Origin of the sequence: Paenibacillus spongiae (assembly GCF_024734895.1) — a bacterium.
Lineage (GTDB): Bacteria > Bacillota > Bacilli > Paenibacillales > Paenibacillaceae > Paenibacillus_Z > Paenibacillus_Z spongiae.
In genome coordinates, this window is record NZ_CP091430.1 from 2492935 (window position 1) to 2506441 (window position 13507).

A 13507-nucleotide genomic window follows, 5' to 3' on the forward strand; every position below is an offset into this window, starting at 1 on the left:
TGCCTCGGCGGGAGTTTTTTTATTTTATTCGATTGATAAGAGGAGTGGGCAGGCATGAATAACGAGCTGCAGCAGGTACTTCGGTTAGCAGGTAGCTATAATCTGATTCCGGTCGCGCGACATGTCATGGCAGATACCGAAACGCCGATTCGATTGTTTCAACATTTCTCTCGCGAGCGTCACGCCTTTCTGCTCGAGAGCGTCGAAGGCGGAGTGAAGTGGGCTCGGTATTCCTTCATCGGAACGGATCCATTCATGATCATACGCGGTCAAGACGGCGAGATGATCATTGAGCAGCACGGTGAGAAACGGATATTGCGCGACAAGCCGATTGAACTGCTCAAGGCGCACTTGCGTTCTTTCCGCAGCCCGTCAATCGCTAACCTGCCGCCTTTCACCGGGGGTGCAATCGGATTCTTCGGGTACGATCTGCTTCAATATTACGAGAAGCTGCCGGCCCATCGTATCGATGATTTGAACATGAATGATCTGCAATTTATGTTCTGCGATCAAATCATCGTATTCGATCATTTCAAGCAGCAGATTCAGGTGATCGGCAACGTTCACATCAAGGATGGCGCAACAGATTCAGACATCGAAGCTTCCTATAATCGGACGATTGCCCGCATAGAGGAGATCATTGAACGGCTTCAGCAGCCGATGCCGGCCTCGTTCATGTCCGGCGGCGCTGTACCGACCGACCCGGATCTTGGAGAAGTTCACTCCAACGTAACGAAAGAGCAATTTCTGTCCAATGTGGACAAAGCGAAGGATTACATTCGCGCGGGCGACATTTTTCAAGTGGTATTGTCGCAGCGGTTCAGCATTGAGACGGAGGTCGATCCGCTCCATGTCTATCGCGTACTGCGAACGATGAACCCTTCACCGTATATGTACTATTTGAAAATGGATGATGAGGTGATCGTCGGCACGTCTCCCGAAGCGCTTGTGAAGGTCGACGGCGACCGCGTGGAGACCCGTCCGATCGCCGGCACGCGGCCTCGGGGCAAGACGCCTGATGAAGACTACGCCCTGGAGCTGGAATTGCTCGCCGACGAGAAAGAGCGCGCGGAGCATCTGATGCTCGTGGATCTTGGGCGCAACGATATCGGCCGCGTCTCGGAGTTTGGCTCTGTGCATTGCGATTCCTTTATGGAGATCGAACGGTATTCGCATGTGATGCACATCGTTTCGAACGTTTCGGGCAAGCTGCGCGAGGATAAAGATTTCTTCGATGCGTTCATATCCTGCTTACCGGCCGGTACGGTATCAGGCGCACCCAAGCTGCGGGCGATGGAGATTATTGCGGAGCTGGAGAACGAGGTGCGCGGCGCATATGCCGGGGCCATCGGATATCTCGGCTTCGGCGGGAGCCTGAATACGTGCATCACGATTCGCACAATCATCTTCAAGCACGGCAAAGCGTATGTTCAAGCGGGGGCGGGAATCGTATGGGATTCCGTTCCGGAGAATGAATATACCGAAACCGTGAATAAAAGCATGGGGATGCTCAAGGCGATCCGGGCTGCCGAGATTGCTTTTGCACCGCAGAAACGGACAGTTAACATGATTAACGTCGATTATTATGCGAATGCGAGAGGATGAGTGAAGATGATTAGCGAAGCGATGACGATACAGGGTGCGCTGACAGCCATAATGAGCGGTAAAGATTTGACGCGCGGTGAAGCGCGGGCAATCATGGGGATCATTATGAACGGCGAAGCGAGTGATGCGCAGATCGCCGCGATCGTGACGGCTCTGCGTATGAAAGGCGAAACCAAGGACGAAATCACCGGATTTGCCGAATCGATGCGCGCGCATTCGAACCGCGTGCAGGCCAAGCAAGAAGGGCTGCTGGATACTTGCGGAACAGGCGGCTCAGGCATTCATAAATTCAATATCTCAACCGCCTCCGCGATGATCGCATCGGCGGCCGGCGTACGCGTGGCGAAGCATGGCAACCGCGCAATGTCCGGTAAAGCGGGAAGCGCGGACGTGCTTGAAGCGCTTGGCGTGAATATTACGTTATCTGCGGAGCAGGCTGCGAGCTGTCTGGAATCGATCGGGATTTGCTTCATGTTCGCCCAGCTCTATCATCCTTCCTTGAAGCATGCGACAGGCGCCCGGAGAGAAATCGGAATCCGGACCATCTTTAACATGCTGGGGCCATTGACGAATCCGGCCGGTGCGGATCGGCAGCTGCTAGGTTTGTACGACCGTTCGCGGACATCGACCGTCGCAGAGGTTCTCGGCGAGCTGGGCCTTAAGCGGGCGATGGTCGTCAGCAGTCATGACGGACTTGACGAGATCAGCATTTCTGCACCGACTCAAATCTCGGAGCTGCAGGACGGGATCGTGAGAACGTATGATATTACACCCGAATCGATCGGCTTAAGCACACGTCCGCTGTCCGAAGTGATTGGCGGAGACGCTGCCGTGAATGCGCAAATTATTCGCCGCATCTTCAGCGGAGAAGAGAAAGGGGCCTACCGTGAAATCGTACTGGCGAATGCGGGTGCGTGCATCTATGTCGGCGGAATGGCCGCATCGCTGCGGGAAGGCGCCGAGGTCGCTGCCGCTCTTATCGATTCCGGCCAAGCGGCGGAAAAGCTGAATCAATTGATTGAAACGACAGGAGAGGTAGCCCATGTTTCTTGATAAAATCGTAGCAACCAAACAAAGCGAGGTCGCCGATCTCTCCGGACGCTTCTCGCTAAGCGAGTCTGAACGGCGTATTGCACAGATGCCGCAATGCCTGGGCTTTGAACGGGCGATTACAACGGCGCGTAAGCGTTCGGTCGGCCTCATTGCGGAGGTGAAGAAGGCCTCGCCGTCCAAAGGGCTCATCCGACCGGATTTTCATCCGGTCGAGTTGGCGCAGACCTATGCGTCTGCCGGTACGGACTGTATCTCGGTGCTGACCGATACGGAGTATTTTCAAGGCTCCAACGCTTACTTGACGGCCGTAAGGGAAGCGGTGAACGTGCCGCTTCTTCGCAAAGATTTCATTATCGATTACCGCCAAATCTATGAAGCCAGGGAAATCGGCGCCGATGCGGTATTGCTGATCGCGGCTATACTGCGGCAGTCCGAGCTGTCGGAGTTTTATGATATCGCAAGATCGCTCGGGATGGACGTTCTGGTCGAGGTTCACGACCGCGAAGAGATGGAGACGGTGCTCGAGCTGGATAAAGCTACGCTCATCGGGATCAATAACCGCAATTTGAAAACCTTCGCGACTGATCTGGCAACGACCGAAACCTTAATACATTTGGTTCCACCGGGGATTGCCGTCATAAGCGAAAGCGCGATCTCGAAACCGGAGGACATCGCATATGTGCAAGCCGCCGGAGCGAAGGGCGTGCTGGTCGGCGAACACTTCATGCGCCAGCCTGACGTAAGGGAAGCGGTCGAGCAGCTCATGGGCCCGGTAACCAATCATTGAGCGGCTCCGTGCAGAAGAAACGGTCAGACGTCCGTGTGAAAATATGCGGACTGCAGGACATCGCGACAATACGCGCGATGGACGGATTGCCCGTCGACGAGATCGGCTTCGTCTTCGCGAAGAGCCGGCGGCAGGTGTCGCCTGAGCTGGCAGGCTCGCTGATTGCGGAAGTCAAGAAATTGAATACGCCGTCGGGGCGACCTCCTCGCACGGTCGGCGTATTCGTCGGAGGCGGGATCGGCGAACTTCGAGAGCTGTTGGAGCATGCCCCTATTGACGTCATACAGCTTCATGGAAGCGAATCGCCTGAACTGTGCAAAGCGATCAAGCTTGAGTTAGGCGCCGAGGTGTGGAAAGTTTTTTCCGTCAGTACGGATGATAATGGGGATGAAGCGATCGACCCGTCAAGCCGCTTGAATGCGTACCGCGGAGCGGTGGATGCCGTTCTGATCGATACGGCGGGCGGAGGGACAGGGAAAACATTTGCCTGGCATGTGGTCGGCGACTATGCGAAAGCGGCGCATGCGATTGGCGTTCCATTGTATGTGGCCGGAGGCCTCTCGCCGGATAATGTCAGGGAATTGCTCGACCATCATCCCGCAGACGGCGTAGACGTTTCCAGCGGCGTTGAGACTGACGGCACGAAGGATTCGGAGAAGATCAACCAATTTGTGAAAAGGGTGAAACGCATATGAATAAAGTCCCGGACGAGAACGGGCGTTTCGGTAAATTCGGAGGGCGTTACGTTCCGGAAACGCTGATGAACGCACTACTGGAGCTGGAAGAAGCTTACCGCCATTATTCCAAGGATCCGGAATTTATTGAAGAGGTTCGTTATTTGCTGCACAAGTATTCCGGCAGGCCGACATCGCTTTATTATGCGGAGCGGCTGTCGGACCATCTGGGCGGCGCCCGGATTTATTTGAAACGCGAAGATTTGAACCATACCGGTGCTCATAAAATCAACAATACGATCGGCCAAGGCGTTCTCGCCAAGCGGATGGGGAAGACGAAAGTCATTGCCGAGACCGGCGCAGGCCAGCATGGCGTCGCTTCTGCTACGATTGCCGCGCTGCTCGGACTGGAATGCAAAGTGTTCATGGGCGAAGAGGATACGAAGCGCCAAGAGCTGAACGTATTCCGGATGCGTCTGCTCGGCGCAGAGGTCGTGCCGGTCTTGTCCGGTACCCGCACGCTCAAGGATGCTTGCAATGAGACGCTTCGTTATTGGGTCAGCAATGTGAACGATACGTATTACATTCTGGGTTCGGTTACAGGGCCGCATCCATATCCGATGATCGTCCGCGATTTCCAGCGTATTATCGGCGACGAGTCGCGCGAACAGATCATGAAAGAAGCCGGGAGGCTGCCGGATTACGTCGTGGCTGCCGTTGGCGGCGGCAGCAATGCGATCGGCATGTTCTACCCGTTCATCGAAGACGAGTCCGTGCGTATGGTCGGTGTCGAGGCGGCGGGCAAAGGCGTGGATACGGAGGAGCATGCTGCGACGATGACTAAGGGCCGCCACGGCGTCTTCCAAGGCTCGCTCAGCTACGTGCTGCAGGATGATTATGGACAGGTTCAGCCGGCTCATTCGATCTCGGCGGGGCTCGATTATCCCGGTATCGGACCGGAGCATGCTTATTTGAAGGATACGGCTCGTGCCGAGTACGTGCCGATTACCGATGCCGAAGCGCTTGAAGCGCTGCAGCTGCTTTCCAAGACGGAAGGGATCATTCCTGCTCTGGAGTCCGCTCATGCGATCGCGCAAGTCATGAAGCTGGCGCCGACGCTCAATAAGGATCAGATCATCGTGGTGAGTCTGTCCGGCCGCGGCGACAAAGACGTACAGGCTATTATGGGGTATTTGGAGGGAACCGGACATGAATCTCATTGATGCGGCTTTTGAGCAGCTTCGCAATAAGGGAGAGACGGCGCTTATTCCGTTTCTGACGATTGGCGACCCCGATCTGGCCACCTCGGTCGAGATCATTCAAGCACTGGAGGAAGCGGGCGCCGACATGATCGAGCTTGGCGTGCCGTATTCCGACCCGCTGGCTGACGGGCCTGTCATTCAACGGGCATCCGAGCGGGCCTTGAAAAATAAAGTGTCCATTGTCGATTGTATTCAAGTGGCGGAGAGTGCGCGACAAGCCGGCGTTAAGCTGCCTTTCATCCTGTTCACTTATTATAATCCGGTTCTGCAATTCGGTCTCAAGCCCTTCTTCGCGCATATCGTCGAGAAAGGGATCAGCGGCCTTATCATTCCCGATCTTCCGATCGAGGAGGATGCGGAAGTGCGTCAATTGGCCGAGTCGGCCGATATCCATCTGATTCCGCTGGTCGCGCCTACGTCGAATGACCGCGTTACCCGTATTGCGAGCAATGCGCGCGGCTTCGTATACTGCGTCTCCTCGCTCGGCGTAACCGGCGTACGTACTGATTTTCATCAAGGTATCGAAGATTTCCTATCCACCGTCCGAAAGGCGACGAACACGCCGATCGCGGTCGGATTCGGCATATCCAGCAGGGAGCATGTCGAGCGCTTCGCCGGGCAGTGCGATGGCGTGATCGTCGGCAGCGCGATCGTGCGCAAGATCGAGGAAGTACTGCCGCTTCTGTTGTCGGAGAGCACGAAACCGGAAGGTTTGGCTCAAATCCGGACGTTCGTCAGCGGACTGAAAGGCTAGCGCTGATCCGACTCGTCGTGGGCTCCATGTATGTTCGCTGCAAGTGGCTGTTTGCCAAAGGGCGAGTAAATGGCAATGAACGGCTTGCTGTTCTACATCAGTTGAACGAATTTATAGCAATGCAGAGCTGGAGCTGGGAAAACCGTATAGGAGAAGTGCAAGCATCCGGAGAGCTGGCGACTCAACCTGATTGAAAAAGACTAAGGCTATGGCTTTGGGTATGGCTATGTGCTATGGATATGGCACTCGCACTGGCTCTGGCACTGGTCTGGATATGGCTTGTGGATATGGGCATGTCTGGTAATGACAATGCTTTAGTAATGTTGTATTTTATACAACACCGGAAGTGCAAAAACTCCGACAATAAGGAATTGTTGCACATTCTGCAAGAATTTTCTTAGCAAAGCGGCTAATCCTTGATTTCATAGCCACATTGTTGTATAAAATGCAACAATTCGGCCAATGGGGGCTACATCATGGAGTTTTGTTGTACATTTTACAACATCAACATCCATAGCTGCATTGGTTGAACGAAAGAGCAGATAGCATGCCAGAACATCCGGCTGCATCATCGATCGTTCGAATGAAGAGCTAACATGCCAGGCAATCCGCCTACAGCATCGATCGTTCGATGGAGAGCTATCATACCAGGTAATCCGCCAACTGTATCGAGCGAACGAATGAAGAGCTAGCCTGCCCAATAATCCGGTACTGCATCGATCACACGGGTCGGTGAAATACGCAAGCAAGCTCCTACGGGCTTAGTCCCGCCAATTGGTGCGATCGTATGTCGTCTGGTTATTAAGTATACAGAGTTTGGTTAAATTGATATGAAGTGTCCCATAGAGAAATTTAAAGGCTGAGCAGGCATTCAAACCTGCACAGCTTTTTCTATTCGACGGGAATGTCTCTGTTTCCGGATCGGAAAAACCTACGCCCGAGTAGTCCTGTTTAACCGTTTCATATGGATGATGAGGAGAATGCGCGTGAAACACTTTAAAACGCAGACAAGATATGAGACAATGTTTATCGTAGATTTTTTGTGAAGAATAGCCCATATGTCGAGGTGACGATTAATGCAACCAAAGAACAGTATCGTACATTTGCCTGTATACCAGCCCGGTAAACCGGTTGAAGAAGTGAAACGCGAGCTTGGCTTGACCGAAGTCATTAAACTGGCTTCCAATGAAAATCCGTTCGGATTCTCCGAACAGGCGAAGGCTGCCATTCAGGCGGAAATTGCGAATACCAGCATATACCCGGACAGCTTCAGCACGACGCTGGCAGCCGCTGTAGCGGACTACCTGCAGGTGGACCGCAAGCAGCTCGTATTCGGAGCAGGCTCCGACGAAGTCATTCTCATGCTTGCGCGCGCGTATTTGGTGCCGGGTGATGAAACCATCATGGCGGATGAAACATTCCCGCAGTATAAGCATAACGCCACGATTGAAGGCGCGACTTCCATCGAAGTGCCGCTTAAGGACGGGAAGCATGATTTGCCCGCCATGCTGGCCAAAGTGAACGAGCGGACCAAGATCGTATGGATCTGCAATCCGAACAATCCGACCGGCACGATCGTCGGCAAGGACGAGCTGGAAGAATTCATTCGCGCCGTGCCGTCGAATGTGATCGTGGTACTGGACGAGGCTTACGCCGAGTACGTCATGGATGCCTCCTATCCGGACAGCATCAAGTATCTTAACGATTTTAAAAATGTTATCATTCTGCGCACCTTCTCCAAGATTTACGGACTTGCCTCGCTGCGTATCGGTTACGGCGTCGGTCACCCGGATGTGATTCATTTCATCAATCAGGTGCGCGAGCCGTTTAACACAACCCGGATCGCGCAGGCGGCGGCTGCGGCGGCAGTGGCCGATACTGCGTTTATTGAAAGCTGCCGGGACCGCAACGCTGAAGGGCTCGCCTATATGATGGCCGAGTTCGACCGTCTGGGCTTGAGCTACTTCGAGCCGCACGGCAATTTCATCATGTTCGATTCGAAACTGCCGTCTCAGCAAGTATTCGATGGGCTTCTCCGCAGAGGCATCGTTTCGCGCGCACGCTGGACGTACTACCCGACGCATATCCGTATCACGGTCGGCAGCCGGGAGCAGAACGTGAAATTCATCCAAGCGCTGGAAGCCGTACTCCAAGAAGCGGCGGTGCTGGGGTAACATTATGACGAAAATAGCGATATTCGGCGTCGGATTGATCGGCGGCTCCCTGGCCCTCTGCTTCAAGGGCAAACCGGGCTTGACGGTCGTCGGTCATTCGGTACGCGAATCATCCGTGGCGAAATACGTTGCAAGAGGCGTCGTGGATCATGCGACGACGTCCATGCGTGAAGCGGCAGAAGACGCGGATTTTATTTTTCTGTGTGTGCCTGTCGGCATGCTCGAAGGGTACTTGAACGAGCTGAGCCAGTTCAAGCTGAAGAAAGGCTGCATCGTTACCGATGTGGGGAGTACGAAAGTATCGGTTGCTTCTTGCGGCAGAATGCTTCAGCAGGAAGGCGTTACCTTTATCGGCGGTCATCCGATGGCCGGCGGCGAACGTTCGGGCGTGGAGGCGGCATCTTCCTATTTATTCGAGAACGCTTATTATGTGCTAACCCCGGATCCTTCAACGCCGCAGCGCGAAGTCGATAAGCTGACGCAGCTGCTCAAGCACACGAATGCGCATATCGTGCACGTGAATGCCGAGCAGCATGACGAGATTGTTGGGGCTATCAGCCATTTGCCGCACATTATCGCCGTAGCGTTAGTGAACCAGATTAGCCGCTGCAATGAATCCGATCCATTATACAGCGTTCTGGCGGCCGGAGGCTTCCGGGATATTACCCGCATTGCGTCGAGCGATCCTATCGTCTGGCGCGACATTCTCATCAACAACCGGAGTATTCTGCTGAAGCTGCTCCAGGACTGGAACGAAGAGACGTCTGCATTCATTCGATTGCTCGAGGAGGAAGACGGGGACGGAATCGCGCGTGCCTTTCAGGAAGCGGGTGCGTTCCGCAACCAGCTTCCGGAGCGGCGCAAAGGCATGATTCATTCCTTATACGAATGCTACGTCGATGTGCCCGATCACCCGGGAATCATCGGTAAGATCGCGACAGAGCTCGGCAATGACCGGATCAATCTGAGCAACATGCAAATTATCGAGAGCCGTGCGGACATACCAGGGGTACTGCGGATGTCGTTCCGGACGCAGGAGGACCTGGATCTGGCGGTGACCAAGCTGGGTCAGATCGGCTATCCGGCACATTTTTAACAAGCTGCATGCATAACAATACCGCGAACAGGCACACTCGCCTGCTTGTCTAACAGGAAGCCGGTCTACAGGCAGTTCAAAACTGCCGGAGGCCGGCTTCTTATCATGAATTCCGAAAAACGTCAGGAAAAATGAAAACGCTTATTGACAAAATGAAAACGTATACATATAATAAAGGTACAGTATGGTTTCTCTCCACTCCTATCCAAATCTAACGCACGTTGTGCGGGCCGCCTTTTTAAGGCGGTCTTTTTTTTGCCCTTCATGTATATACGTTTCAGGTAGGGAAGCCATTGAACCGAACTTTTTTGGAAAATTTTTAACCGCTATACCGCGCCGGCATGGTACAATGATTTCATGTCTGTAAATATATGGGTAATATAGGATATGTCGAAATAGGCAGGAATTTGAGCTTATCTCGCGAATTTAATCCTATTGGACGGACGAATACATAGGTCATAAGCTTTTTGTACGGAGAGCGCAACTTTTTCTTTTCGGTTCGGTACAATTATATACCGGACTGGGATGGACTCCGGAGGCCAAGGAGGGTCGCCCGTAATGACCGATTCCCAGTTAATACGCGAAATCAAGGACGGTAATGTACAGCTCTTCTCGGAACTGATGCGGCGCTACCAACGTAAGATCCTTGCCTTTATCTATCACATGCTGAAGAGCTCGAAGCTGGAGCTGCTGGCGGAGGATATGTGCTCGGAAACATTCTATAAAGCGTATCGCAGCCTGCACTCGTTCCGCGAGGTAGATGCTTCATTCTCCACATGGCTGTACACAATAGCGAGAAATACGGTGCTTAGCGAGCTTCGCAAGCAAAAGACGGGCAACGTCTCTCTTGACGAAATGACGATAACGCCGATCGCCTCTTTGGACTCCCGTCCAGAGCATCGGCTGCTCCAAAGCGAGAGAATGACGATGGTGCGTGAAGCGATAAATAATCTTCCGGAGAAACAGCGTTCGGCGCTCATTTTACGTGAGTATGATCAATTGGACTATCAAGAGATCGCAACGATACTAGGCCAAACGGTCAGCTCCGTAAAGTCGCTCCTCTTCCGCGCACGAAACAGCGTGAAAGTCCAGCTGGAGCCGTATTTTGGCGATACGCCGTTTCTGGAACAACACGAGGGGATGAAAATGCGATGAAATGCCTGGATGTTCAGCAATCTTTCGGCGTTTATTGGGATTTGCCTGAGGATGATTCGGAACGGCAGGCTGTTGACGACCATCTTTTAACCTGTACAGAATGCCGGAATGAATTCCGCATATGGGAAGAAAGTGAGCAGTTAATACGCCGTTTCTCTGAGTATGAAGATATATCAGGGCCTGTCGATCATTTGAACCGGGAAGTCATGGACCGGATCTATGCGGAACAATCCTGGTTTATGCCCGTTCAAAGCCGAAGCTACCAATTCACCAAATCCTTCCGCCGCAACACGGCTGCTATTATAGCGAGCTGCATGGCGATGTTCATATGCGGTTTATTTTTCTTGCTGCTCGGCAGCAATGATCCGGGTTCGATCGAAGTCAGGAAGCTGACCGGGCTGCTGGAGACGGCGAATGCCGCCAGCGATACCTCGTTAATCGGGAATGATTTCTATGCGGACGTACCGGTTGCGAGCATCAGCGATCCGATCGTACTCAATGTTGTTCCGACCGTACCGGAGTACTGGATTGCCTTATCATTACTCGGCATGGTGATGACGCTCCTTATTCTCAATTGGCTGGCGCGGACCCGTCACTGACCGTATGCTTGATTTGCGTTGCTCCAGCAGTCCGCTGCTGGAGATTTTTCAACTTTATCGAATTGATATGCTTACACGATGTGCTAATTCTATTTCGTCTAAGGGGAGAAACTAATCTCGACGCCACGGATGGCGCGAGCCGCTTCTTCTTGTTTTTGCTTGAGCGAGGGGGATATCTAATGAGAATCGGATTAATCCGACACGGCAAGACAGACTGGAACGCGCTGGGCAAAATTCAGGGACAGACGAATATCCCGTTAAATCAGGAAGGGATTCGCCAGGCGAAGGCCTTGGCGGAACGATTGGTTCAAGAGCCGCGGCAGTGGAATGCCGTCATCTCCAGCGACCTGATGCGTGCCGCCGAAACAGCGCGCATCCTTGCGGATCGATTGGGGATTCCTCAGCTCCCAAGCGATGAGCGTCTGCGCGAGCGGTATTTCGGAGAAGTCGAAGGTACGACGGAGGAAGAACGCTTAGCCCGTTGGGGGAAAGATTGGCGCTCGCTAGATTGCGGACAAGAAACCGATGAAGAGGTAAGGAAACGGGCGCTTGGGTTCATCGACGATATCGCAAGGCGGATGCCCGACAAGAATATTCTTGTCGTCACGCATGGAAGCTTGCTCGCCCAACTGCTTCGTGCGATGTGCGATAAGCTGGAGGATAAACCGATCGGTAATTTAGCTTACTCCGTCATGGAGCGCTCCGGAGATCGCTGGGAGCCGCTTCTTCACAATTGTACGCTGCACCTGGAACAACCTCAAAGCCAATAAGCTATCCTTTTATAGCCGCCTGACGCATTCATGCGCCCGGGCGGCTATTTTTTTTTGTATTGTTATTAAATCCCTTGAATCTTCCCATAATGGTGGTAAACGTAATTGAAACAAGAGGGATTGGAGGATGGCGAATGAACTTGGCGGATATGCTCAGCTATGCGGACATCGGTCAGCTCAGCCGGATTGCGACGACTTACAGCTGCGAATGTAATGGGCATTCCAAGAATGAGCTGATTCAATCCATACTGCAGGCGGTTGGCCGTAAAGAGGTGTTCGAAGCGCAGGTCGGTTCTATGAAGCTGGAAGAGCTGCGGTTCATGAACTCGCTGCTGTTCGATCCCCGTGATTCCTTCAGTCTGGAAGAGCTGATCGCTAGAGTTCAGCAAAGTAAATTCGGCGAGCCGCAGACGGATGCAGAGCCCGTTAAGGCTCAAGGCGCGCATGCTAAGGAACCGAAGGCGAAGCGTCCGGGCTCGAAACGAACGAAGGCTGCAGGCAGCGAAGCCGCTCCCGAAACCGGGCCGCGGGCTACGATTACCCGGTTTAAGCAATATGGCTGGCTGTTCAACGGGTTTTCCGGTCCAAACCGCTATCTATTCCAGGTGCCCGCCGATTTGAAAATCCGCTTCCGCGAAACGTTGGAGCGCAGATTTATGGGCCAGCTTACCTATGCGGCAGACGATCCTCAGGCTTACCGCGACGAGCAGCAGCTGCTTGGCTGCGACGTGTCAGAAATGCTTACCTTTATTTATCAAAACGATATTCCGCTTACAGCCGAAGGTGCGATGTACAAGCGAAGCGTACTGCAGATCATCGACCGGCTTGGCGTGAAGGAGATGCTGCCGGCGCGCGGCGAGTGGCGGTTCGGATATGGCAGAAGGATGAAGGAATATCCGAACCGGATGGCGTTCATCTACGACTATTGTTACTTCAACGGATGGATCACCGAAACCGGACCTTCGCTCGCCCTGACGAGCGAAGGGATGCAGCGGCAGGCCCAGCGGAGACCCGAGCAGCCCGACAAGCTTTACCGATTCTGGCTGAGGCTGTACAAGAATGCCGTTCCGAATCTGCGTTCACTCGTCCATTGGATCGATAAATTATCCCCGCGATGGGTCAGCGCCGAATCATTGAAGAACACGTTAAGCCCGTTTATTAAACCGTACTATTACGACAATGCGGAAACGATCTTTGAACAACGGCTGAGCGGTATGATGCTGCACCTGGGGCTGATCCGGATTGGCGAGCATAACGAGCTGGGACGAGTGATCCGCATGACGCCCCTCGGACGGGCTGTCATAGCCGGTCTTAACCTCGAGGATGAGGAAGCTATTGTATTGGAATAAGACGAGGGCGCCCGCCGGTCTGACGCCAGGCCAGCTATGGGCGGGGACACATTCCTTGTCATCAGGGCAATCGTACGCAACGGCCGGATTCCAGAATGAATATGATTTACTAGAGGCCGGTATGTCGGACGGTATTGAACCTTGAACCCATGCTTGAGCCTATATGCTTTCACTTGCAGCGCCTGCTAAAGTCGGCTATGAAGAGGACACCAAGTCGACGGCCACCCGT

The 13507-nt window shown here is 53.5% G+C and carries 12 protein-coding genes; all 12 read left to right on the forward strand.

Features of this window, described 5'->3' with window-relative positions; translation table 11 throughout:
* The first annotated feature begins 54 nt into the window (after nucleotides 1-54).
* The 12 genes from trpE to L1F29_RS11600 all read left to right on the forward strand — a co-directional run bounded on the left by trpE (nucleotide 55) and on the right by L1F29_RS11600 (nucleotide 13278).
* Nucleotides 55-1605 (forward strand): anthranilate synthase component I, encoded by a 1551-nt coding sequence (gene trpE / locus L1F29_RS11545; RefSeq protein WP_258388454.1) that lies wholly within the window; start codon nucleotides 55-57, stop codon nucleotides 1603-1605.
* Between the two features lie 6 nt (nucleotides 1606-1611).
* Nucleotides 1612-2658 carry an anthranilate phosphoribosyltransferase gene (gene trpD, locus L1F29_RS11550; protein ID WP_258388455.1) on the forward strand — a complete coding sequence of 349 codons (1047 nt, stop codon included), beginning with the start codon at nucleotides 1612-1614 and terminating at the stop codon, nucleotides 2656-2658.
* Nucleotides 2648-3445: an indole-3-glycerol phosphate synthase TrpC gene (trpC, locus tag L1F29_RS11555; RefSeq protein WP_258388456.1), complete on the forward strand. Its 798-nt coding sequence runs from the start codon at nucleotides 2648-2650 to the stop codon at nucleotides 3443-3445. The genes trpD and trpC overlap by 11 nt, the downstream gene beginning before the upstream one ends.
* Before the next feature lie 8 nt (nucleotides 3446-3453).
* Nucleotides 3454-4140 carry a phosphoribosylanthranilate isomerase gene (locus L1F29_RS11560; RefSeq protein WP_258388457.1) on the forward strand — a complete coding sequence of 229 codons (687 nt, stop codon included), beginning with the start codon at nucleotides 3454-3456 and terminating at the stop codon, nucleotides 4138-4140.
* Nucleotides 4137-5342: a tryptophan synthase subunit beta gene (trpB, locus tag L1F29_RS11565; RefSeq protein WP_258388458.1), complete on the forward strand. Its 1206-nt coding sequence runs from the start codon at nucleotides 4137-4139 to the stop codon at nucleotides 5340-5342. Before L1F29_RS11560 ends, trpB begins: the two co-directional genes overlap by 4 nt.
* Complete coding sequence (gene trpA, locus L1F29_RS11570; RefSeq protein ID WP_258388459.1) at nucleotides 5329-6135, forward strand: tryptophan synthase subunit alpha; 807 nt, start codon at nucleotides 5329-5331, stop codon at nucleotides 6133-6135. Before trpB ends, trpA begins: the two co-directional genes overlap by 14 nt.
* A 1076-nt stretch (nucleotides 6136-7211) precedes the next feature.
* Nucleotides 7212-8309: a histidinol-phosphate transaminase gene (gene hisC, locus L1F29_RS11575; RefSeq protein ID WP_258388460.1), complete on the forward strand. Its 1098-nt coding sequence runs from the start codon at nucleotides 7212-7214 to the stop codon at nucleotides 8307-8309.
* 4 nt (nucleotides 8310-8313) lie between these two features.
* Nucleotides 8314-9405, forward strand: coding sequence for a prephenate dehydrogenase (locus L1F29_RS11580; RefSeq protein WP_258388461.1), 1092 nt, complete (start codon nucleotides 8314-8316; stop codon nucleotides 9403-9405).
* A gap of 558 nt (nucleotides 9406-9963) precedes the next feature.
* On the forward strand, nucleotides 9964-10560 hold the full coding sequence (locus L1F29_RS11585) for an RNA polymerase sigma factor (protein WP_258388462.1): 597 nt from the start codon (nucleotides 9964-9966) through the stop codon (nucleotides 10558-10560).
* Nucleotides 10557-11159 carry an anti-sigma factor family protein gene (locus tag L1F29_RS11590; RefSeq protein WP_258388463.1) on the forward strand — a complete coding sequence of 201 codons (603 nt, stop codon included), beginning with the start codon at nucleotides 10557-10559 and terminating at the stop codon, nucleotides 11157-11159. The genes L1F29_RS11585 and L1F29_RS11590 overlap by 4 nt, the downstream gene beginning before the upstream one ends.
* Before the next feature lie 179 nt (nucleotides 11160-11338).
* Nucleotides 11339-11929 carry a histidine phosphatase family protein gene (locus L1F29_RS11595; protein ID WP_258388464.1) on the forward strand — a complete coding sequence of 197 codons (591 nt, stop codon included), beginning with the start codon at nucleotides 11339-11341 and terminating at the stop codon, nucleotides 11927-11929.
* A 134-nt stretch (nucleotides 11930-12063) separates the two neighbouring features.
* Entirely contained in the window at nucleotides 12064-13278 is a 1215-nt protein-coding gene (locus tag L1F29_RS11600) for a hypothetical protein (RefSeq protein WP_258388465.1), read from the forward strand.
* Nucleotides 13279-13507: the final 229 nt, after the last annotated feature.

Coding starts and splice junctions, on each gene's coding strand:
- trpB (WP_258388458.1), top strand. CDS start 4,137: ATGAATAAAGTCCCGGACGAGAACGGGCGTTTCGGTAAATTCGGAGGG.
- L1F29_RS11590 (WP_258388463.1), top strand. CDS start 10,557: ATGAAATGCCTGGATGTTCAGCAATCTTTCGGCGTTTATTGGGATTTG.
- L1F29_RS11595 (WP_258388464.1), top strand. CDS start 11,339: ATGAGAATCGGATTAATCCGACACGGCAAGACAGACTGGAACGCGCTG.
- L1F29_RS11585 (WP_258388462.1), top strand. CDS start 9,964: ATGACCGATTCCCAGTTAATACGCGAAATCAAGGACGGTAATGTACAG.
- hisC (WP_258388460.1), top strand. CDS start 7,212: ATGCAACCAAAGAACAGTATCGTACATTTGCCTGTATACCAGCCCGGT.
- trpC (WP_258388456.1), top strand. CDS start 2,648: ATGTTTCTTGATAAAATCGTAGCAACCAAACAAAGCGAGGTCGCCGAT.
- trpA (WP_258388459.1), top strand. CDS start 5,329: ATGAATCTCATTGATGCGGCTTTTGAGCAGCTTCGCAATAAGGGAGAG.
- L1F29_RS11600 (WP_258388465.1), top strand. CDS start 12,064: ATGAACTTGGCGGATATGCTCAGCTATGCGGACATCGGTCAGCTCAGC.
- trpD (WP_258388455.1), top strand. CDS start 1,612: ATGATTAGCGAAGCGATGACGATACAGGGTGCGCTGACAGCCATAATG.
- trpE (WP_258388454.1), top strand. CDS start 55: ATGAATAACGAGCTGCAGCAGGTACTTCGGTTAGCAGGTAGCTATAAT.
- L1F29_RS11580 (WP_258388461.1), top strand. CDS start 8,314: ATGACGAAAATAGCGATATTCGGCGTCGGATTGATCGGCGGCTCCCTG.